This window comes from Cellulosilyticum sp. WCF-2, assembly GCF_003990395.1.
Taxonomy (GTDB): domain Bacteria; phylum Bacillota; class Clostridia; order Lachnospirales; family Cellulosilyticaceae; genus Cellulosilyticum; species Cellulosilyticum lentocellum.
On the sequence record NZ_CP034675.1, the window covers coordinates 4198703 to 4220063 of the forward strand.

The window sequence follows — 21361 nt, forward strand, 5'->3', positions numbered from 1 at the left end:
TTTTCACCACTCATGTCAATAATTCTTTCCTACAGCCCCTATTTTTTCTCCTTAAGGAAAATCTACCTATCATCTTCCTTTTTCTATTATGCTAACTATATCAAATCAATCTTAAAGGAGTTGAAAATAATGAATCAAACAGAACAACAAAATTTACAAACTGTAGGGCTTCTAATGAATAATCAAAAAGGTGGGACTATCATTGTTAGAAACACTGGGGGCTATGTTGCTAAATTTACTGTAAGCTACAAGCTTAATGGTCAAGAAATCTCAACTACTACAGATGGTTTTACAGCTGGTGTTAATAAACATATTGATGTCCCCGTAGGTGCAACTGATATTCATCTTGTTGTATTAGAAGCTTGGTTTATTGCTTCTTGGTCTACTATCTTCTCACAAACCTTTGCCGAACCCGTTGATAAAAAATATGTTGTTAGTGGTACCACTTTAAACCCTTCTTGGCACGAAGAATAATTCATATGTGTTTAATCAAGTGAAATAAGTTACTTATATTTATAACTTCAAAAAGCCAATCTATAAAAGTCTTACGTCTTTTTAGATTGGCTTTTTGAACTTCCTTTTCTATTTTCTTCTAATATTTCTTTGACGAGTGCATAAATATAATATCCTGCTTTATTTCAGCTATACCTATATCGATTTACGAAATAAATATCTCTTTCTATTTTATAGGAAGTTGTAAACCTTCTATAAATGTCATTGCTGCCGAAGATAGCGGTACACTTTTCAAATAGCAAGCGCCTATATACCTAGATGGAATTTCCTCTTGTAATTTTAAATGATATAATTCTTTCTTCTCTAGGTATTCTTCTGAAAACTCCTTAATCACGCATGAAATGCCTAATTCAATCTTGGCGAATTCTAGAAGTAAATCGTGAGCACCTAATTCAATATCCGGTCTCATTTTTACGCCTTTCCTAAGCATAAACTGCTCTACATACCTTCTAGAAACAGAGTTCTGATCTAATACAATGAGTGGCAAGTCATTTAATTCTTCAAAGCTAAGTGGCACTTTAGAATGCTGCTTATAGCTCTTACCACCTACAAAAATATCGTGTACTTCCATGCAATTTCTCACTTCAATCTGACTATCTTCAATAGGCAAGTTACATATGGCTAGGTCAATGGTTCCTGCCTTGATTTTATTACATAGCTTGGTTGTTGTACGATTAATGATTTTAAGTTTTATAGAAGGATATTTCTTATGAAAACTTTCTAAATAAGGTAAAAGATAATATCTAGATATGGTATCTCCTACGCCAATCTGCAATTCACCAGTTAAAAGATTTTGAGTTTCTAATAGCTTCTTCTCCCCTGCCTCTATTAACTTAATGGCCGAACTGGCATATTCATAAAGCAACTCTCCCTCTCTCGTTAATATTACCCCCTTAGCCGTTCTAGTAAAAACTCTAGCCTTTAGCTGCTCCTCTAATTGCATAATAGCTTGACTTACTGCTGGTTGCGTAATATACAAATTCTTGGAGGCCTTAGAGAAACTTTGACACTTAGCTACTTCTATAAATATCTTATATAAACCTAATGGTACTGACATATAACTTCTCCTTATATCTTTTATCATTACTATTTATTTTACTTATATCATGGTTATGGTGTATAGTACAAGAGATGAGTTTTTTAAAAATACAGACTTAAGGAGAGATTTTGAAATGGAAAGAATGGTAGGAACTGTTGTTAGAGGGCTTCGTGCACCCATTATTCGTGAAGGTGACAATATTGCAGATATCGTCGTAAATAGTGTGTTAGTAGCTTCTGAAGCTGAAGGTTTTAGTATTGAAGATCAAGATATCGTAACCGTTACAGAAGCAGTTGTGGCTCGTGCTCAAGGAAACTATGCTTCTGTTGATGCCATTGCAAAGGATGTTGCTAACAAATTTGGTGATCATACAATTGGTGTCATCTTCCCTATTCTTAGTCGTAATCGTTTTGCCATTTGTCTTCGTGGTATTGCAAAGGGCGCTAAAAAGGTTGTTCTTATGCTCAGCTATCCTTCTGATGAAGTAGGCAATCACCTTGTAGACCTAGATCTTTTAGATGAAAAAGGAATCAATCCTTGGACAGATGTATTAACAGAAAAAGAATTCCGTGACTTATTTGGTTATAACAAACATACATTTACAGGTGTTGATTACATAGATTACTATAAAAGCTTAGTAGAATCTTGTGGTGCCGAATGTGAAGTTATTTTCTCTAATCAACCCAAAACCATTTTAGATTATACTAAGCATGTGCTTACCTGTGATATCCATACAAGAGTTCGTACTAAACGTATTTTAAAAGCTAATGGAGCAGAAACGATTTATGGCTTAGATGATATTCTATGTACATCTATGGACGGAAGTGGCTATAACGAAGCTTATGGTCTTCTTGGTTCTAATAAAGCTACAGAAGAAACTGTAAAGCTTTTCCCCCGTGACTGCCAAAGTGTAGTAGACCGTATACAAACTATACTTAAAGAAAAAACTGGTAAAATAGTAGAAGTTATGGTTTATGGCGATGGGGCTTTCAAAGATCCTGTAGGTAAAATATGGGAATTAGCAGATCCAGTTGTTTCTCCTGCTTATACAAAAGGACTTGATGGTCAGCCTAATGAAGTTAAGCTTAAATACTTAGCTGATAATGACTTCGCTAATTTAAGCGGTGATGCCCTTAAAGAAGCTATTTCTGATTATATTCGTAATAAAGAAGCTAATCTTGTAGGCAGCATGGCAGCTCAAGGTACTACTCCTAGAAGATTAACAGACCTTATCGGTTCACTTTCAGACTTAACTAGTGGAAGTGGTGATAAAGGTACTCCTATCATCTTCATTCAAGGTTACTTCGATAACTATACAAAATAATAAATTACCCTCTAGAATGCTATCTCATTATTCTAGGGGGTATTATATACTTTAACTATAGCTAAATGCCCGTCTCAACATTATATAACATTCTTATCTTTATTATAGTCCTACCTAGAGTTCTTGAATAAATACATACTTTTTACTCATCTCCATCATCTAAGAAAGGGGATTTATCAATTATACATCTAATATTTTTTAACTTATTGCATAAACATATATTAAGCAGCTTTATAAGTACGGTGATATTATGAAAATGGAAAATGTAAAAACAAGCTTTTATACCATGGACGACTGTATTCCCTGTACTCACTATATTAATTTTACTGGTAAGATACTCGTTATTAAGCCAGATTGTCTAGCTCCTGGAAGTCAACAGCCTGCTTATCAGCTTTTTAAATGTTCTTTTGAAGGTAATTATCCTTCATCCAGGAAAAATACAAGATTGATAGGCACTTATGCTATTGATCATTGTCCAGAAAATGCTCTTCATCGTAGCAATATTCTAGGCATTCTTAAGTCTGAATTAGTAGAAGCACTTGAACTATAAAACAAAATAAATAAGTCAGAGATCCATTTATTACCGGTCTCCGACTTATTTATTGGGGAAGCTACTTATTAGCTTAATAAAGATCCCGTTTTTCTGACAACTTTAAATATAAGAATATCCCATGTTATCAATCACTTGCTACTAATTATTTTTCTAAAACTATAGCTCCAACTCATCTCTTAAGTAACCTTTTTCTAGTAAAAAGGTTACTAATACTAAGACTCCTACATCTAATAGTCCCCTTATAAGCATAACACCTAAAGTCCCTTCTATTACTAGTACTATAAACCCATTAAACCATAGCCAGTTTAATCCTATTGTTACTCCCATTAGATGAATGGCTTTATTTTTATACTGCTGAAAGATAGGTAATAATAAAACATAACTAACCCCAAAGGTTAAACCCATGACCAAATTCCAAAAAACACAAGGCCACTTACATGCTTCATATGCACTAGCCACTATTCCTATTTCATAACCTACAATACGTTCTAAAAAGAAGGCTTGTGCAATCACGATTACTGTTACTGTTTTCTTTTCTAGGGGTAGTAAACATTTTTTATTATTTTCTTTCCGCTCCAATAATAAGCTTAGTAATACACAAAGTATGAGTACTGGTAAGAAATCTCCTAATCCTATTAAAAATTGGTGCTTTACAAATTCCAGGGTAAAAGAAGTTAAATCTGGAGTAATTTCCAGCATTCCTACTTGATATAAAAGTCCAAAAGCAAGACCAAAACGCACACCAATCTGCCATTTATTTAAGCTTGCTTCTTTTCCATAACGAAAAACACTCATACTACAGTGGCAATAAAGCACAAGAAAATATAAGCAAGCCACCACTGGGAAACCAAATTTCTTTACTAATATACTATTTAGTTCTACCGAGTTCAAATCTGCTGGTAAAATTGCATGACCTATAATAGCTAGTATAACACTTAACAAAATGATGCCCAAAATAAGTGCTCCCCTTCGTACCTTCTTCATTACCTCATCCCCTTTTGTAATAGATTGTTGTTGCTTATTGTAACTCAATCAAAATTTGTCCGAGCATTTATGATGATAATCCACCTCTCTCAATGACGCTCAAATAACCAAATTAAATCATCGACAAATAGCCATATTAAATATTCCCCACTTTTCATCACCATAAGTAAAAATATCTTTGTGATAAGTTTCTGTAACAAATCCAACTTTTTTGTAGCAGGCCTCTGCCACTGGATTTACATCAAATACGCCTAAAGTCACTCTCTTTACTTTGAGTATTTCAAAAGCATATTTCACCCCTAAGCTTACCATCTCTACGCCATAGCCTTTTCCTCTAATATTAGGATCCACTATAATAAAGCCAAGATGTACACTATTTTTCTCATAGTCTGCCATCCTCATCAAAAAGTGTCCTACTGGTATTCCCTTATCATCTAAAGCTACAAAAATCCAGCCGAATTCATCCTCTTCATACATCTCTTTATAATTTTTTAGTTGCTCTACTGACAAAGGATAGTCGAACTTATCTGCACTCCACATTTTGAAACTTCTTTCATCTTTTAGCCAGTTCACTAAATAAGCTGCATCTCTCATTTTAAATGGTCTTAGTCTTAACATCTTATTATCCCCCTCTTTTATATGTAATCTACTTATCAATCACACTCTCTATTCCAGCTTGTATCTTAATAAAGGAATAGCTCTTCCATCTATCTCCGAGCTTACCCTTCCTATAACTTTTGCTCCTTGTTTTTCATAGAAAGGTATCACTTGCTCACTTGTTACAAACTCCATTTCTAAAATGCCTTGTGCCTTACACCAACTTAATAAATCCTTCCACAGAAGTTTACCATTGCCTTTACCGATATGCCCTACTTCTATATAAAAATACTCTAACTCAAGTTTTTCTCTATATCGTTTAGCTCCCCAAAAGCCTGTAATTTCACCTTCCACCTCTAATACTCGTACTTCATATTGCTTAATCGACTCTGCTGTTATATTGTATTTTTCTTTAAATATATCCATGTAAGATTGATTATATTGCCAATATGCCTCTGATCCATATGCTAATTGATCTAATATCTTATATTCACTATCTAATGCGCTTCTACAAATACTATTATTCATATGACCACCTCTTTTAAATTACTTTATCTCTATGACCATATTTCCAATATATCTTAAGTCTTTTAATTTAAATATCCCAAAACTAACATTCACTTAAGCTAATCTTAATATAGCTGACACAATAAGTAAATATTAGGCTGAATATTTGGAACAACAGAGTGGCAACAAATAAAAAACTGACTTAAGAATCATCATAGCTTCCTAAATCAGTTTTATACATTATCTTTTTATTCTATTAATGACACCTATCGCAAGGATCATATTTACCGCTTTCACTTATGGTTCCACTTAAGATAGTTTTGCTATTAACTAATGCAGAACAATCTTTCGTTGTATGATAACTTTTTCCTTTTGGTGTCCAATAAACAACCTCTGTATTTCCTGTACTTTGATTTATATTATTTGAAGCAGTAGTACTATCTGAATTATCATTTTCTGAGGTAGTATTACTTGAAGTAGTATTACTTGAGGTATTGTTTGAGGTATCACTTTGTGAAGTACTTGCTTTAGTATCACTTCCTGATGTGTAGCTTCCTATTTTACAATCGGTTACTAAGCCTTTTCCTGTTGATTTAAAAACAATGGTACCGCATTCATCGCTTCTATGTACCTCTGTACCTTGTAAGTTTATCATCGTTTCTCTATGTGGATGACCATATTTATTACCTGCACTACATAAGATGACGCTATAAGTTGGATTTACTTTTTTTAAGAACTCCTCCGTTGTACTACTACTTGAACCATGATGACCTACTTTTAATAAATCTACCTTTGAAAGCTTTGGTAAAAGCTCTTCTTCTACTTCTTTCTCTGCATCACCCATAAATAACATTTTATCTTCGCCATTGACATATTCAATGACTAAGGATTGATTATTTGTATCATCTCCACCATTGGTATTCATGACTGTAAAGTAAGAATTACCTAATGGAAACTTACTGTCTTCTAAAGGTACACTAGGACTTAATCCTTTATCCATGGCTGCATTAATAAAGTCTCGATAAGTCTTGGTCTCAGCATCACCATTAGCTACTAATAGTTGCTTCACTTTATAAGACTCAATGACTGCATCTAAGCCGCCAATATGATCTGCATGAGGGTGTGTAGCTATGACATACTCTAGTTCAGTAACGCCCTGATCTTTTAGATAGCTAACAACAAGCTGCTCATCATCATTGTCCCCACCATCAATAAGCATCGCCTGATTTTCTGCCATAATTAAAATAGCATCTGAATTCCCTGTATCTATAAAATGAATCTCAGCTTCGGTTACTTTTTCCTGTGGCATCTGCTCCTGAGGCACCTCAGTTGCTACAGGACCATCCTGCATTTCTTCTTGTGGAGTAGGGGTTGGAGTAGGGGTTTGTTCCACCTCTCCTGCCACTTCTACTGATGGATTTTGTGACGGATTAGTATTACAACCTGTCATTCCTATAAGAGATAAGCTTAATAAGAGATAAAAAGCATTACGCTTAATAAAGTTATGATATAATTTTACCTTCTTCATATTTCCTCCTCATTCTACATATTCACCCATTTTACATCATTTTACTCGTTTTATCAATTTGCTCCTTTTTAACTTTTCTTGGGTGTAAAGAGGTTCATTCACTTGAGTCCCTTGTAGGTCAATTAATGGAACTACTTCTCTGCTTAATCAGAATTAGACATGGAAATATTTTGCTCACTAAAAAAGTGGCTTTCCTTTTAAAGCCACTTTTCTTTGGTATATCATTTTCTATTAAATAAGAATCTGTAGTTCTTGACTATTTCATGTGATTCTTAAAGTGTAAAATCATTTCTGAAGTAAGAGTGATACCATCACCTTCTGGCGAAATAGCTTCCCTTTCCATCCAAACCCCCTCTGATAATTCATCTTCGTCTAGCTTAATTTCGTTACTACCATCTACTTCTGCAAAATAGCCTAAAAGCAAATCACCTGCAAACCCCCATGGTTGACTTTTATAGTAGCGAATATTTTTTACTTTAAGCCCTACTTCCTCCATAACTTCTCGCTCTATGGTTTTTTCTGCCGCTTCACCAATTTCACAAAAACCAGCTACTAAGGCATACTTTTTATAATCTCTCCCTGCATATTTAGTCATAAGCAGTTTATTGCCATCAGTTACACCTACAATAACTGCTGGCGAAATTCTAGGATAAACCACATTGCCACAGGCATTACAGCATAGGGCTCTTTCCATTCCACTATGTACCATAGGTTTACCACAGCAACCACAAAATTGATTCGTTCTATACCAATTAAATAAATGATATGCTGTGACAGCTGCAAAGGCTACATGTTGTGGCTTAAGCGTTCGTAATAAATTAATGTTTTCAAAGCTATAGCCCTCTATGATTTGTTGCCCTTTTATATCTGCTAAATAATACTGCGCATCATCTATGGTAAATAAGTAAATGAATTTAACTTCCTTATGTGCTAAATCCTCATATTTTGGGAAAGTTATTTCTCCTTCATGCTTTTTTACAAGTACATCTCTTCCTGCAAATATAAAAGTTATATCTCCTTGAACTGGTGCATTATAACTATATTCATTTTGAAAGTGATGTGATCTTAAATCTTGTATCATCTCATCGCCCCATTTCTTTGTTAATCTTTTAGTTTATTATTGCTTTTGTCCCCCAGTTGTTTATTAGCTACTTTCTTTTACCTACTTATAATAATAAAGCTAAAGTTCCTATTACAATAAAGAAAAGTCCTAATGCTGATTTCTTATGAAGCCTTTCATGAAATACAACATAAGAAAAGCCAATGGTTACTAAAATACTCAGTTTATCAATAGGTACTACAACACTGGCTGGACCCGTTTGGAGCGCTCTATAATAGCAAAGCCACGAAGCTCCTGTTGCAAAACCTGATAAAATAATAAATAGCCAACTTTGCTTATCAATTTTTCTAATGGTATGTTGCTTTCCTGTAATAAATACCACAAGCCATGCCATCACTAAAACGACAATGGTACGTATAGCTGTTCCTAGTGTAGAATCTATACCTTCAATACCTACTTTACCCAAGATAGAGGTCAAACTGGCAAAAATAGCCGAACTAATGGCAAAGGCAAGCCAAGATTTCCCTTTTGACTCCTTTGTAACCCCTTCCTGCTTTTGAATCATCAAATACGTCCCACCACCAATTAAAAACATGGCTACTAACTTGATGAATGTTATTGGCTCTCCTAATAAAATGAAAGCTAATAACATGGTTAATATGGTACTAGACTTATCAATAGGCGTTACTTTATTAACATCTCCTACCTGTAAGGCTTTAAAATAACAAAGCCATGAGGCTCCTGTTGCCACTCCTGATAATACTAAAAAAATCAAGGTTTTACTTTCAATGGCACTTAATTCTCCTTGCTTTCCTGCTATAAAAACCATCATCCAAGAAAAGAATAAAACAACTATTGTTCTAAGTGCTGTAGCTACATTAGAATCTGTATGCTTAATGCCGCACTTAGCTAAAATAGCTGTAAGCCCTGCAAACAAGGCTGAACCAAATGCAAAAATCATCCACATTTGCTCTTCCTCCCTTCAAATCATACTTCTAACTTACGTTATTAGTATACAACTTTAGTCAATAGCTGCTTGTATCCAAATGAGATACTCTATTACCTTTTCAACAAAAAATACCACCCAAGTCATCCATGCTTATAACTTGAGTGGTATTTCATTCTATTACATCTCTAAAATAATTTCATTTTCATCTTTCAGCGCTGCTGCAAAAATATAATTGCTATCTAATTTATCTCCATTTAAGTAACAAGCTTTATAGCCACCTTCAGCTCCACTTGGATTATTAACTGTAATGTGTAACTTCTTACCACGGAATACTTTATCCATAGTGAATGTCTTCCAATCGCTTGGAATAGCTGGTTCTAATTTAATACCGTCAAGGTCAGGACGAAGGCCTAGAATACCTTCTACACAGCCTACCATCACAGTAGAAGCTGTACCTGTTAACCAGTGTACATGTGAACGTCCTTCAAATGGACTTTCAACACTTTCTGTGAATTGACCATGTACGTATGGTTCTAATATACGTACATCTGCATTGTCATTTTGAGCTGCTGGTGAGCTTTCCATAAAGTACTCAAAAGCACGATTGCCATGCCCCATTAAAGCTTCAGCTAGGATAATCCATCCTTGAGGTTGTGAGAAAATACCACCATTTTCTTTAGTTGAACCATTGAAAAGTAAGGCAAGGGCACCGTCAAAGGCATGATCTTTATAAGATGGTGCCATAACACGTGCACCATACTTAGTATTAAGTTCCCTATAAACTGATTCTAAAGCTTTCTCTGCTTGTTCTTTTGTTGCTAGACCACTGATAACTGACCAAGATTGAGGATTTAACCACATGCTTGCTTCTGGATCTTTCTTAGAGCCAATCACTTCTCCATCTTCTTTAAATCCACGGATAAAGCGGTCATCCTCCCAACAATTTTCTTGGATTGTATCACCTAATACTTTTTGAACTTCATCTAAGTAAGCAATATAGTCTGTGTCATTTAAGTCTGATGCAAAGTCACGAAGTACACTCATGGCATAGTAAAGTTGAAGAGCTACGAAAGAAGATTCTCCTTTCTTACCCAGTCTTAAGCAGTCATTCCAATCGGCATGTAAACCAGCTGGCATATGATGTGCTCCAAGACGTTCCATTGAAAAGTTAATCGCTCTCTTTAAGTGATCATAAACTGTTCCTTCGTCTTTATTAGCATAAGGAATCACTTCATTAATAAAATCTTTATCTCCTGATTCACCAATGTATTTTAAAATGGTTGGGAATAACCAAAGTGCATCATCAGCGCGGTATGCAGGATGACCTGTTGCTTGAGCATAAGAAGGGTCATCTGGTGTATCTTCATGTCCTGCATTATGATCAAATTTAACTAGTGGTAGACCTCCACCATTATCTACTTGAGCTGAAAGCATAAAGATAATCTTTTCTTTAGCCATTTCTGGATCAAGATGAATGATCCCTTGAATATCTTGAACGGTATCACGGTAACCATAACCATTTCTTAGGCCACAGTAGATAAAAGATGCTGCTCTTGACCAGATAAAGGTAATAAAGCATTGATAAGCATTCCATGTATTAATCATATTATTAAATTCACTGCTTGGTGTTTGCACATAAAGGTTGCTAAGTTTACCATGCCAGTAAGCTTTAAGTTCTTCAAGCTCTTGGTCTACTTTACTTAAATTTTCATAACTTGCTAAAATAGCTGCTGATTCTTCATCATTATACTGACCAAGTACAAAGGCCATTTCTTTGGTTTCTCCTGGTGCTAAAGTAATCTTCGTTTGAAGTGCACCACAACCATTGCTATTGTAGTTAAGAACATTATCACAAGCTCCATTTTCTACTGCAATAGGATTTCCATAGCTGCGGTAACGTCCTAAAAAGCTGGCTTTATCACCATTGTAAGAAGCTACTTCTGAGCCAACTAAACCTAAGAAACGTTCTTTACGATTGCTACCATTGCAGCCTTTGTGACAGTTTTCATTAATCGTTTGAAGAATTTTATTGCCCTTAAAGTATGTACGTGTAATGAATAATGTATATTGTAAGTTAACCTGGTCATTTTCATAGTTGTTTTCGTTAGTGAATTCTGCATAACCAAATACTGAAAGATTTCTAGGCCTGTCGCTAGTATTGGTTACTTTTAAGCGCCATACTTCATAAGTCTTGTTAAGTGGCACATAGTATAAGGCTTCTGAATGAATCCCTGAGTAATCCGCTTTAATATTAGTATAAGCTGTTCCATGGTGACATTCACTTTTATAGGTCTCAAGACTCTTACCTACAGGTTGCCAAGAAGCTGACCAATAATCACTTGTTTCATCATCTCTTAAATAAATATAACGGCCTGGTTTATCTTCTTGGTTAAACACATAACGTAAAATACGACCATTAGCCCCGCTTTTTACAAAGCTATAGCCCCCTGCATTGTGAGAAATAATAGCACCATATTCAGGAGAACCTAAATAGTTAGCCCATGGTGCTGGTGTATTAGGATTAGTAATAACATATTCTCTGTTTTTTTCATCAAAAAAACCGTAATTCATAATGAACCTCCATCAATAATAAATTTTTAATTTTTCTAGTTAAAATACTATCTGATTACCTTAATTTTTAAGTAAAATAAACTACTTGATTTGTTTTATTTTATTATCACTTTTCTTTCCTATCAAGGGTAAACTAACAAATAATCCAACTGTATCTTTTTCTACAAGTATTTTTTTGTTTTCTGAAACTATTGGGCTTCGTGTAGATACAGATGAAGAGTTTAAAGGCCTTGATGCCATGGAACATGGTATATCAGCTTATACCATCCACTAGGACATTTCATATCCTTCTAAATAAATGATATTAAAATAATAAGCCACAGTTTCTCTTTACATGAAAGAAATACTGTGACTTATTATTTCTATTTTATCTAAATAAAATCCATCTACTTATCTTACTTTTAAGCATCTAGCGTTGTATTCATTTTATTATTTCGATGATTGATTAAAAATAAAATCAGCGCTCCTATCACAAAGAAGATAGAAATAAATTGAGAGGTAGAAAGCATCCCTACAATACCTCTTTCATCATTTCTTAAAAATTCTATAGCAAATCTACCAATCCCGTAAAGAAGTAAGTAAAGTGCACCTGTATCTCCTTTACACCTTGACTTACTTGAAAACCAAATCATAATTCCTGCAATAAGGAAGTCCCCAGCTGAAGAAAATAATTGGGTTGGTAATAATTTTATACCTGCTGGTGCTAAACTGCCTTCTGGGAATATCACACCTAGCATTGATTGCGTTTCCATGCCATAGCAACAGCCTGCTAAGAAGCATCCTATTCTTCCAAAACCTTGTGCAATCGCTACAGATGGCATCATCAAATCAAAATAGCTCATAAAACTGATTTTTTTTATACGACAATAAATAATGGCTGATAACGCCCCTGCAATAATACCACCATAAACAACAAAGCCTTCTGAACCAATAACATCCATTGGACTTTTAAGAAAATCATCAAATTCAACTATGACATATAATAATTTGGCTCCTAAAAAACCACATACAATGGCTAACATAGCAATGCTACTGACTACCTCTGGATCTAAACCCTTCTTTTTCGCCCTGTATGTACCTACTAATAATGCAACCATAAAACCTATTGCTATCATGAGCCCATAACCATGAATAGTAATGCTACCTATTGATAAAATATCATTATGCATCTTTTCTGTTTCCTCCTGATCCTAAACTAGTTTATTTACACTTTCATCCATATTTGCCCTATTGTAATAATATGAATTCATTATAACAGAAAAGTATTTTCTTTGCACCTTAGGTTCCTTACTTAAAAACTTTGTTCTTTATTAATAGATTTTTATTTTTGCTTTTTTCCTATTACAATAGTCGTATTTTCTTTTCGCCATACCTCTTTAACCTGACTGAATCCTGCCAATTGAAAGAGTTTCTTTTGATTAGATACAGTACAAGGCGTATCATAATGATAAAATGCTCCTGCTGGAATATGTAATTCTTCTCTTACTTTAGCATTTGCGCTATACCAGTAATCCTCTTCTTCCTGTAATTCCACCATATAATCACATTCAATATATTGCCCGCCCATCTTAAGACTTTTATAAATTTTTGTGTAAAGCTGAACTTTATCTTCATGAGAAAAGTGGTGCATGGTCTGAAAAGAAATGGCTATATCATATTGTTCTATTCCTAAATCACACTCAAAATAACTGCCATGAATAAGTTTCAATGCTTTATCAGGGTGTTTTTCCTTAAGCTTGTCTAACATAGCTTTTGTTAAGTCTATTCCTGTCACCTCTACACCAGGTAAAACTTTAAAAATCTCATCTAACTCAAGACCTGTTCCGCAACCTAAGTCTAAAAGCTTGACAGTATTCCTAGGAATGAAGGTTGCCAATTTTTTATACCCTTCCTTACATCCCCCAACATTTTTTAGCATATGTGCGTCATATCCTTCTACTCTGGCTGTAAAAAAGTCACTCATCGTTTCATAACTCACTTCATTTCACCCTCAATCTCCTAACACTTATACTCTCATCTTATACCCACCTTATTCTTAAGACTACCTTATTATTATTTATGAAGTAAAATAAGGAGCTATATTTTCCTTTTTTCTTGGTATAAGAGAATTAAAACAATGGCTAAAACAATATTAATAAGACCAACTGCTTTTACATGATATTCTATAGTTGTCAGTGCCCCCAACCATCCTCCCATAACAAACATCACTATAATGCTTAAATAAATAAGACTAGTTTCTAGCGCTTCGGTTTCTTTGGTTATATAGTAATGAGAGGCCTGCTCTGCTAGATTCTTTAGATTACCTGTAAACATAACGGTGGAGTAAGCTTTACCATTTACCTTACGAAAGCTTTGTACCTGCATAGCACAAACAAAGGATAGCATCATATTAGCTAGTACATTAAAGGCTCCTTCTGGAATAAGCATCACCATAAATAAAGTACTTATTTCAATGACTAATATCATGTGAAGCCAATAAAAGTACTTTCCACCCTTAAATTTGTGCTCTATTATTTTAGCAAGCCAAACCCCCACTATAAAAGCTGAGATAGAGAGCAAGTAATAAATAACCTTTTTCATATCTCCTTGTGCAATGTTATAGCCTAGTAAAACTAAATTGCCTGTTTGTGTATTGGCAAATACCTTTCCTCTTGCCAAATAAGAGTAAATATCTAAATATCCTCCCACAAAGGCAAGTAGCATACCAATTAATAGAGATTCTGACATCTTATCTTCTTTTGAAACTTTTATTATCATTCCTTTTTCCTCTATTTTCATTGTTTAAAATAGGGTTTTCTATTTGAAAGTTATTTATTCCTAATCATGTTTTTCCATTTGGAATCCTCACATGATTATTTCGTTTAACGACAATAGACTATTAAAAAACTTAAAAGAATAATTATCATTTGATAAGTATTTAAACTTATGCTATAGTATTGCTATTAATATCATTTTAGTAATAAAAGAAAGGTGATTGACTATGGAATTAAAAGATAAAGTTGTTGAATTACTTTCTAATTCAGAGGCTATGAGACCTGGCGATATAGCAGCTGCTCTTGGTGCTGAGAAAAAAGACCTTGATAAAGCAATCAAAGAACTTAAAGCTGAAGAACGTATTATCTCTCCAAAAAGATGTTTCTACTCTGTACCAAAATAGTAGACGTAAAAGAGCTATACAACTCATGTCAGTTGTATAGCTCTTTTACTCTTATTTTTGTTCTTCTACTAGCTTCATGAATCTATGAATCATAGCACTTACTTCCGCTCTCGTTGCTTGTGCTTTTGGATTACATTTCTTATTCTCATCTCCTGAGATAATGCCTAACTCACCCATGAGCGTCATTGCATCTTTTGCCCATGGTGATACTTCTTTTTGATCAGTAAATGCTACTGTCTGAGTCTCTTTTGTGATGTCAATTCCCATAGCTGTTATGTAATTATATAACATAGTTGCTATTTGCTCACGTGTTACTGTTCCATTTGGATCAAACATCTGAGCTTCTATCCCACTAACAATACCTTGCTTACTTGCCCAGATAATAGCCTTTTCATACCATGCTTCAGATTTTACATCCACAAAGGTATTATTGCCTATTACTTCTGGTTCACCTACTAAACGATAGAGAACAGTTGCAAACATAGATCTTGTCATAGGGGCATTAGGAGCAAAGCTCTCTTCACTTACACCCTTTAATATGCCTTTATTAATAACATATGCTATAGATTCAGTTGCCCAATGTCCTGATATATCATTAAAGTTTGTATCTAATACTTCTTCTTTGTCAGTACCTTCTGGCTTAACTTCTTCTACTTCCGGCTTTTCTGGTTTAGTCGTACTTCCGCCACTACTACTATCACCTGAGCCGCTATCTTGCTTACTCCACCTAGCATATAACGTATGTTCCTGTTCTTGAGTAACAATAGTATTTGGTGTTACTTTTTGACCACCTGATAATTGTGTATACCATCCTAGGAAAGTATATCCGCTTCTTTCAGGTGTTGGCAGCTCTCCATAAGCCTTACCTAGTGTAACTTTCATTGTTGTTATAGTATTATTAGCTGTTGCTCCTTGATAATCAAAGGTAACATCATATTCTTTTACTAAGTCTTCTCCAATTGAAGGATCATTATAAGTTGTCTTTTGCCATTGCACACTAGACATGTTAATAACCCCTGCTCCTACTTTAGGTAAGACCTTAGCATTCAACTGATTTACATCATATAACTTATGATCTTTATATGGTAGCTTAGAAATAAATTCTTCTGCATTAAGAATCATGCCTGCCCCAGCATTATCAGTAACTGCTAAATCTGTAAGTTCACCATTTAAGTAGTAAAGAGAATTAACAGCATTAATATAACCTCCTGGGCTATTACCATTACCACTTGCTAAAGCATTAATAATCCCATTAATTGATGTATTTTCTAGTAACACTGATGCACCACAAGTTGAAATGGCCCCATTACTTACTACCTTTAATGCTGCTTCTGGATTTTCAATGCTATTTTTAAGCTCTAAAATTTCTGAAGCATCTAAAATACAATTGTAAACATGACTATTCCCACCACGTAAGCGAGGCATACGGTCCATTGAATTCTTATAGTAGTTGTTAGCTAATGTCAATTGTAAGTTTTCTGTATAAGCTTCTGTATCAGACGCACCTACAAGATGTGTTTTCTTTTGTGCTGCTGCATAAGCTCTAACTTGCTCCTTAGTCATATCATAATGAGTAATTAACTCATTATAATATGGATATGCCTCTGGATTTGCTTCTAATAAATCTAGCATTTCATCAAAGAAACGTGATTCACTCTCTGGTAAAAACTTTGACCACGAAATAGTTACATCTGTTGTTTGACTACTTATGGCTTTCTTGATATCTACAACGCCATCATAAGCCTTATAGAAAGTACAGTGGTCAATCCAGATATTCGTACTACCATTTTGAATAGTCATATAATCCCAGTCATTGCGGTCATAATCCCCGGCAGTAGCTTCATCCCACTCCCATAATTCATCAAATACAATATTTCTTATAATAATATTAGATGAATTACTAATATCGATACAAGTATGTTTAATTGCTGAACCATTCTTAGAGTAAATAGTAAGATTACTCATATCTTTAATGTACAGTGTAGAAATACCTGTTTCTAAAAGTGTAGGATGCAATAAAGGTTGATTATTAACAGGTTTAATAATACTACTATATTTATTTAGTACATCCCCTATTTCCTTAGAACCCAGGTTAATATCTTGTGTTAACTCAATGACACTTGCTTTCCCTGTTTTCTTAATAGTAGAAAGTGCTTCTAAAAACTCCGCCGCAGTAGCTACTTGATAGTATCTATTAGAAGATTCTAATAGCGTTCCACCACCAGTAACTCTCTGTGCATAGCCTTCTAGATTAAATGCACCTAATCCTGTATCATCTGTTGCATCAGGATCTGCATTATCATTGGTATAGTCTGTCTCAATGAATTTTTCTTCTCCTAGTGTTGTAATGCTGCCTACAAAGTGGTCCATAGAAACTTTTTCTGAAACATCATATGGATTCCAGCCTAAGTAAGCTGGTGTAAGCATTGTTTCCGCCTGTGATTTTGAAATCTGTGGGCGGTCACTGTTAATGGCATAGCTTGGTCCATAAGAATAGTATTCACTAAAGCGTGCTTCCTTATATGAATTAGGACTCATATCAGCATATGGTGCTACTTTGTTAATGATACTTCCCATATATGTATTAATAAACGTAACGCTAGCATCTGCCCCCCATGGACGTGCTAATAAATATTTAGAACCATTACAGCCTTCTTCTGCAGTAATCACACAGTTATTAAAGATATAACCATAATCTACTTTTGGATCTGTTTTAGGTGCTGTGATGTAACCACTATTTTTAGTAGCATTATATCTAAATGCCAGTTCACAATCATTAAATAGCGCTTGTCCATTACCATAGATATAATCGATATTACCTGCAATATAACATTTATAGAAGTACTGCTGACTGCTATTAGCTTGCAAAGTATCTTGATAGCCTAATAATTTAACATTTACAAAAGTTGATTCTTTAGCATCTATACGTATTGCATCTGCTGATTCATTTGAAATACTGCCGTCGCCTAAATATTCATAGGTATTTTCGAAGGTTAGGTTCTCTGCTGAAAAACCAGTAGCTGATGATTTCACATGAATAGCACAACGTTTATCAGTATCGCCACCTGGCTTAGTTATATCTTTATCAAAGAAATTAATGTTAACTTTCTCTCTATCTTCTCCAATAAGTGTAATGTAAGGTGATGCAATTCTTAAATACTCTCTGTAATTACCCTCTTTCACTAGGATAACAACTCGCTTTGTATTATTTAATGGTATGCTATCCACAGCTGCTTGCAATGTACGATACATCTTTGTATTGGTTCCATCGCTAGCTACTTCTCCATCTATCCCGGTATAAGATTCATTTACTACAAGGTCATAATGTGTTAAATAAACAAAGTTAAATGTCTTACGTGTTACTTTTCCTTCTTCATCGGTAAATAATAAATTCACATCATTTCTACCTTTTATTAAAGGGGCTTTAAACGCAAAGGCCTCATTTTTATTGAGGTTAACAGAAGCATGAACACTATTATTAACTTCTAATGCAAGCGTTCCCTTGTTATCTACAACTCCTTCTAATGTTGCTTCATTTTTATAAACTGTGTCGTAAGATTTCTTAGTAATAAAAATATTAGTAGCTTCATTTTCATAAACATATTCTCCTTGGCGACCTGCTGTAGGTACCATCAAAAGAATATTAGAAGGATTACTTTCATTATTATTTGACTGAGCTACTACATAGTAATAATAAGGTTCTTCATTTTTTACAGCAACGTCTTGATAAGTTAAACCTTCTACTGTCTTTATTAGTTGATATTCTGTTTCTTCAGATGCTTTTCTATAAACTTGATACTGAGTTGCCTCATTAATAGCTGTCCAGCTTAAATTAATTTGAGTATCACCACTATCTGCTGTTAAAACAGGACTTTCTAATGGCGCTTGTACCGTAATACTTAAAGATTCTAATGCTGGTGTTGTATTTTCACCGCAAACACCAGAAATACGAAATACATATGTACCATCGCCATCAATTTCTGCTGTGTATGTCTTTTCTGTTACCTGGTTAGATAGTACTTCGAAATGATTTCCTCCATCTTTAGATAACTCAACTTGATAGGCACCATCATCTGCGCAATTATCTCCTGTCCATGTCACAGTTAGCTTTGTGCGATCTTCTGATAATACTGGATCTTTTACTGTATTTACAACAGGAGGCGTACCAACTGCTTCATAACAGTCTGTTTGCTTATAAAGTACTTTACCTGCTTCAGTAGTATAAGTTAGATTATTAATTACACCATTCACATTAGCAAAGGCAAAACCAAAACGTACACTTCCTCCTTCTACTTTCAATAACTCAGCATTTGAATTTTTTACTAGTGCAGATGTTGTCCCCTCTTTAGTTGTCATTTCTGAATAAAAGCCTTCAGGTGTTCTTTGTACTTTTACATGAATAGTATCACCTACAGCATACTGACTATTGATTCCACCAGCACCAATTGTATTATTAGGTGTCTTATTATAAATATTTCTTACACTTCCACCACCGCGAATACCTAATGTCACTAATTGAGTAATATTCTTCTCTGGTTCAAATAAACCTGTATACACACCATAGTTAGTGCTGTTTCCTACGGCTGTTATTTTAATATCTGCTTCTAAACTCGAAAAATCTGTTGTAGCATCAAATAAATAATAACCAACATTTGTCATATTGTTAATTGAAGCAGATGTATTATCATGACCAAACATTAATCTATGTCCAACTGGTATAACTGAGAAAGTATCATCTTTGTTAACTTCATTTGGCATGGCCTCTTGTGGATTTACTACTGTTGAACCTGTTAACTCACCTGTGTTTTTTACAGTTGTACTATGTAAATAATTTTCACCTGTTGAAGTATTATCACTAGAAGCTAATACAAATCTTAACGTTGTTGCTGGTCCTGTATAATGATAGGTTATTGTATTACCACATGCTGATGATTGCATATGATTTTCACCTGACACAAATGAACCATTTGCACCTTCTGGTAAATCAGGTTCATTTAATATACCATATGGTTTACCATACATACAGACAGCAAAGGTAATCTCAGCATCTCCTGCCACTACCACACTAATCTCATTCCCAGTATATAAATATAAGCCATGGGATTGATCTTTCCAGTAAGGTGCCTTTGAGCTTATTCCTCTACGAATTGATAACATCCCATTATTTACTGTATAAAAATCATTAATTGGATTAGTATTAGTAAAATCTGCTATATTAGCCTCTTTTGTATAATCTACGGAAAATACATCTGTTATAGTGGGCTTTTGAAATTGACTTGTATCCTGAATTTTAATGTTATAAGTATGAGGGTATGTTTCTTTATCTATAAAAGTTACAACAACATCACCATTACCATCTATGTGTAAAGACTCTACTACATCCGGACTATTATTAGTTAATAAATCCTCACTTAGTACTTCATTCCCTAAATCAATACTCACATATGCTTTTTTACTTTGAGCATAATATACTTCACCTTTATCTACTGCTACTGATGCCTTACCTGCTTCTGTTGTTGCACCTGTTGCTATGAGGTTTATGTTTCCAATAGAAATAGAGAAGTCTTTTTCGATCCAAGGTGTCACATCCTCAGTAGTATTTCTTACTGTAAAGCCATGTAAATAACCACTTCCATTGATGGTAAAAGTAAGCACTGCCGGCTCACCTTTATATACATAAGCTACTTCTCCTCCATCCGCTACAACTTTTAAATCAATTCCACCTTCTGGATAAAACTTTCCTCCTGATGCATCAGTCTCAGCTGTAATAGTACCACCACTTCCATATTGACACAATTTAAAGGTAATAACAGCATTTCCTGCCACCTTTACTTGAAAGGTATTGCCATCTGCTACAGCAACTCCATGTTGATTATCCTTATAATACATACTCCCTTTACCATCCACAGTAACAAATCCATCTGTCGAGGTAACCGTTCCTATCTTATTTCCATCTGTTGGTATGCTAAAATCTTCTGGCTTCTTAGCAAAGTCATAGCTATAGTTAATATTTAGCTCTGGCATTAATTCTGACCCTATTACTAGAGCACTATTTGTTGTATATTGAGTTACATATGAATTATTCAGTACAGAATTAGTATTATCTATCAATTCTTCACCTTGAAAACTTATTGGATTTCCATATGAAGGTATAATCGTCGACGTCACTAAGGTACTTGCTAAAAGTAAAGCTGTTCGTTTTTTCGTTCGTGCTTTAACAAATTTTTTCATATTATTCTCCTTTTTTTTCAGTAAGAAACTTTAACACTATATTTATTCTATTAAATGCATTTTAACTTTTCAATTCAATTTCATTTTTTCTATATTTACTTCAAATTATATATCATTTTAACTACACTTTTTACATTTTAACTCATAATACAAATTATATTATTGTGCAATATGACATTTATTATTGTTAAATATTTACACCTTTTATGGTTGCACCAAAACATTTCATTCATCCTATTTAATTATTTCATGTGTATTTTATCTATTTTTTAAAACTAATTAAATTAAATTTTATCATTTTTCACAAATGAAAACGGTGTAGAAAATATACAGTGTTAGTGCTTTGTA

Annotated in this window: 17 protein-coding genes; 5 read left to right on the plus strand and 12 right to left on the minus strand. The window is 34.2% G+C overall.

Annotation, left to right across the window (positions count from 1 at the left end; genetic code table 11):
• Positions 1-129 precede the first annotated feature (129 nt).
• Complete coding sequence (locus EKH84_RS19030; protein ID WP_190283400.1) at positions 130-474, plus strand: thiol-activated cytolysin C-terminal domain-containing protein; 345 nt, start codon at positions 130-132, stop codon at positions 472-474.
• A gap of 205 nt (positions 475-679) precedes the next feature.
• On the opposite strand, the gene EKH84_RS19035 is transcribed toward EKH84_RS19030, so the two are convergent.
• On the minus strand, positions 680-1570 hold the full coding sequence (locus tag EKH84_RS19035; RefSeq protein ID WP_127067516.1) for a LysR family transcriptional regulator: 891 nt from the start codon (positions 1568-1570) through the stop codon (positions 680-682).
• 115 nt (positions 1571-1685) lie between these two features.
• Here EKH84_RS19035 and EKH84_RS19040 point away from each other — a divergent pair, with 115 nt between their 5' ends.
• Both EKH84_RS19040 and EKH84_RS19045 read left to right on the plus strand, forming a co-directional pair.
• Entirely contained in the window at positions 1686-2876 is a 1191-nt protein-coding gene (locus EKH84_RS19040; RefSeq protein WP_127067517.1) for a coenzyme F420-0:L-glutamate ligase, read from the plus strand.
• A gap of 256 nt (positions 2877-3132) precedes the next feature.
• Positions 3133-3426 carry a hypothetical protein gene (locus EKH84_RS19045; protein WP_127067518.1) on the plus strand — a complete coding sequence of 98 codons (294 nt, stop codon included), beginning with the start codon at positions 3133-3135 and terminating at the stop codon, positions 3424-3426.
• A 159-nt stretch (positions 3427-3585) separates the two neighbouring features.
• On the opposite strand, the gene EKH84_RS19050 is transcribed toward EKH84_RS19045, so the two are convergent.
• From EKH84_RS19050 to EKH84_RS19080, 7 genes are all read right to left on the minus strand, one after another.
• Positions 3586-4413 carry a hypothetical protein gene (locus EKH84_RS19050; protein ID WP_127067519.1) on the minus strand — a complete coding sequence of 276 codons (828 nt, stop codon included), beginning with the start codon at positions 4411-4413 and terminating at the stop codon, positions 3586-3588.
• A gap of 117 nt (positions 4414-4530) precedes the next feature.
• Positions 4531-5031 (minus strand): GNAT family N-acetyltransferase, encoded by a 501-nt coding sequence (locus EKH84_RS19055; RefSeq protein WP_127067520.1) that lies wholly within the window; start codon positions 5029-5031, stop codon positions 4531-4533.
• A gap of 48 nt (positions 5032-5079) precedes the next feature.
• On the minus strand, positions 5080-5538 hold the full coding sequence (locus EKH84_RS19060) for a GNAT family N-acetyltransferase (protein WP_127067521.1): 459 nt from the start codon (positions 5536-5538) through the stop codon (positions 5080-5082).
• A 235-nt stretch (positions 5539-5773) separates the two neighbouring features.
• Complete coding sequence (locus tag EKH84_RS19065) at positions 5774-7045, minus strand: ComEC/Rec2 family competence protein (protein WP_127067522.1); 1272 nt, start codon at positions 7043-7045, stop codon at positions 5774-5776.
• 256 nt (positions 7046-7301) lie between these two features.
• On the minus strand, positions 7302-8126 hold the full coding sequence (nudC, locus tag EKH84_RS19070; protein ID WP_127067523.1) for an NAD(+) diphosphatase: 825 nt from the start codon (positions 8124-8126) through the stop codon (positions 7302-7304).
• Positions 8127-8211: 85 nt separating this feature from the next.
• Positions 8212-9072 (minus strand): EamA family transporter, encoded by an 861-nt coding sequence (locus tag EKH84_RS19075; RefSeq protein WP_127067524.1) that lies wholly within the window; start codon positions 9070-9072, stop codon positions 8212-8214.
• Positions 9073-9231: 159 nt separating this feature from the next.
• Entirely contained in the window at positions 9232-11625 is a 2394-nt protein-coding gene (locus EKH84_RS19080) for a GH36-type glycosyl hydrolase domain-containing protein (RefSeq protein WP_127067525.1), read from the minus strand.
• An 85-nt stretch (positions 11626-11710) separates the two neighbouring features.
• Between EKH84_RS19080 and EKH84_RS19085 the strand changes: the two genes are divergently transcribed.
• On the plus strand, positions 11711-11899 hold the full coding sequence (locus EKH84_RS19085; protein ID WP_127067526.1) for an ammonium transporter: 189 nt from the start codon (positions 11711-11713) through the stop codon (positions 11897-11899).
• 127 nt (positions 11900-12026) lie between these two features.
• Here the strand turns inward: EKH84_RS19085 and EKH84_RS19090 are convergent, their stop codons facing one another.
• The 3 genes from EKH84_RS19090 to EKH84_RS19100 all read right to left on the minus strand — a co-directional run bounded on the left by EKH84_RS19090 (position 12027) and on the right by EKH84_RS19100 (position 14382).
• Positions 12027-12794, minus strand: coding sequence for a prolipoprotein diacylglyceryl transferase (locus EKH84_RS19090; RefSeq protein ID WP_127067527.1), 768 nt, complete (start codon positions 12792-12794; stop codon positions 12027-12029).
• A 152-nt stretch (positions 12795-12946) separates the two neighbouring features.
• Positions 12947-13603 (minus strand): class I SAM-dependent methyltransferase, encoded by a 657-nt coding sequence (locus tag EKH84_RS19095; RefSeq protein WP_127067528.1) that lies wholly within the window; start codon positions 13601-13603, stop codon positions 12947-12949.
• Between the two features lie 98 nt (positions 13604-13701).
• Complete coding sequence (locus EKH84_RS19100) at positions 13702-14382, minus strand: YoaK family protein (RefSeq protein WP_190283401.1); 681 nt, start codon at positions 14380-14382, stop codon at positions 13702-13704.
• A gap of 223 nt (positions 14383-14605) precedes the next feature.
• Here EKH84_RS19100 and EKH84_RS19105 point away from each other — a divergent pair, with 223 nt between their 5' ends.
• Entirely contained in the window at positions 14606-14782 is a 177-nt protein-coding gene (locus tag EKH84_RS19105; protein ID WP_013658209.1) for a hypothetical protein, read from the plus strand.
• A 51-nt stretch (positions 14783-14833) separates the two neighbouring features.
• On the opposite strand, the gene EKH84_RS19110 is transcribed toward EKH84_RS19105, so the two are convergent.
• On the minus strand, positions 14834-21013 hold the full coding sequence (locus EKH84_RS19110; protein WP_127067530.1) for a pectinesterase family protein: 6180 nt from the start codon (positions 21011-21013) through the stop codon (positions 14834-14836).
• Between the last annotated feature and the right edge of the window lie 348 nt (positions 21014-21361).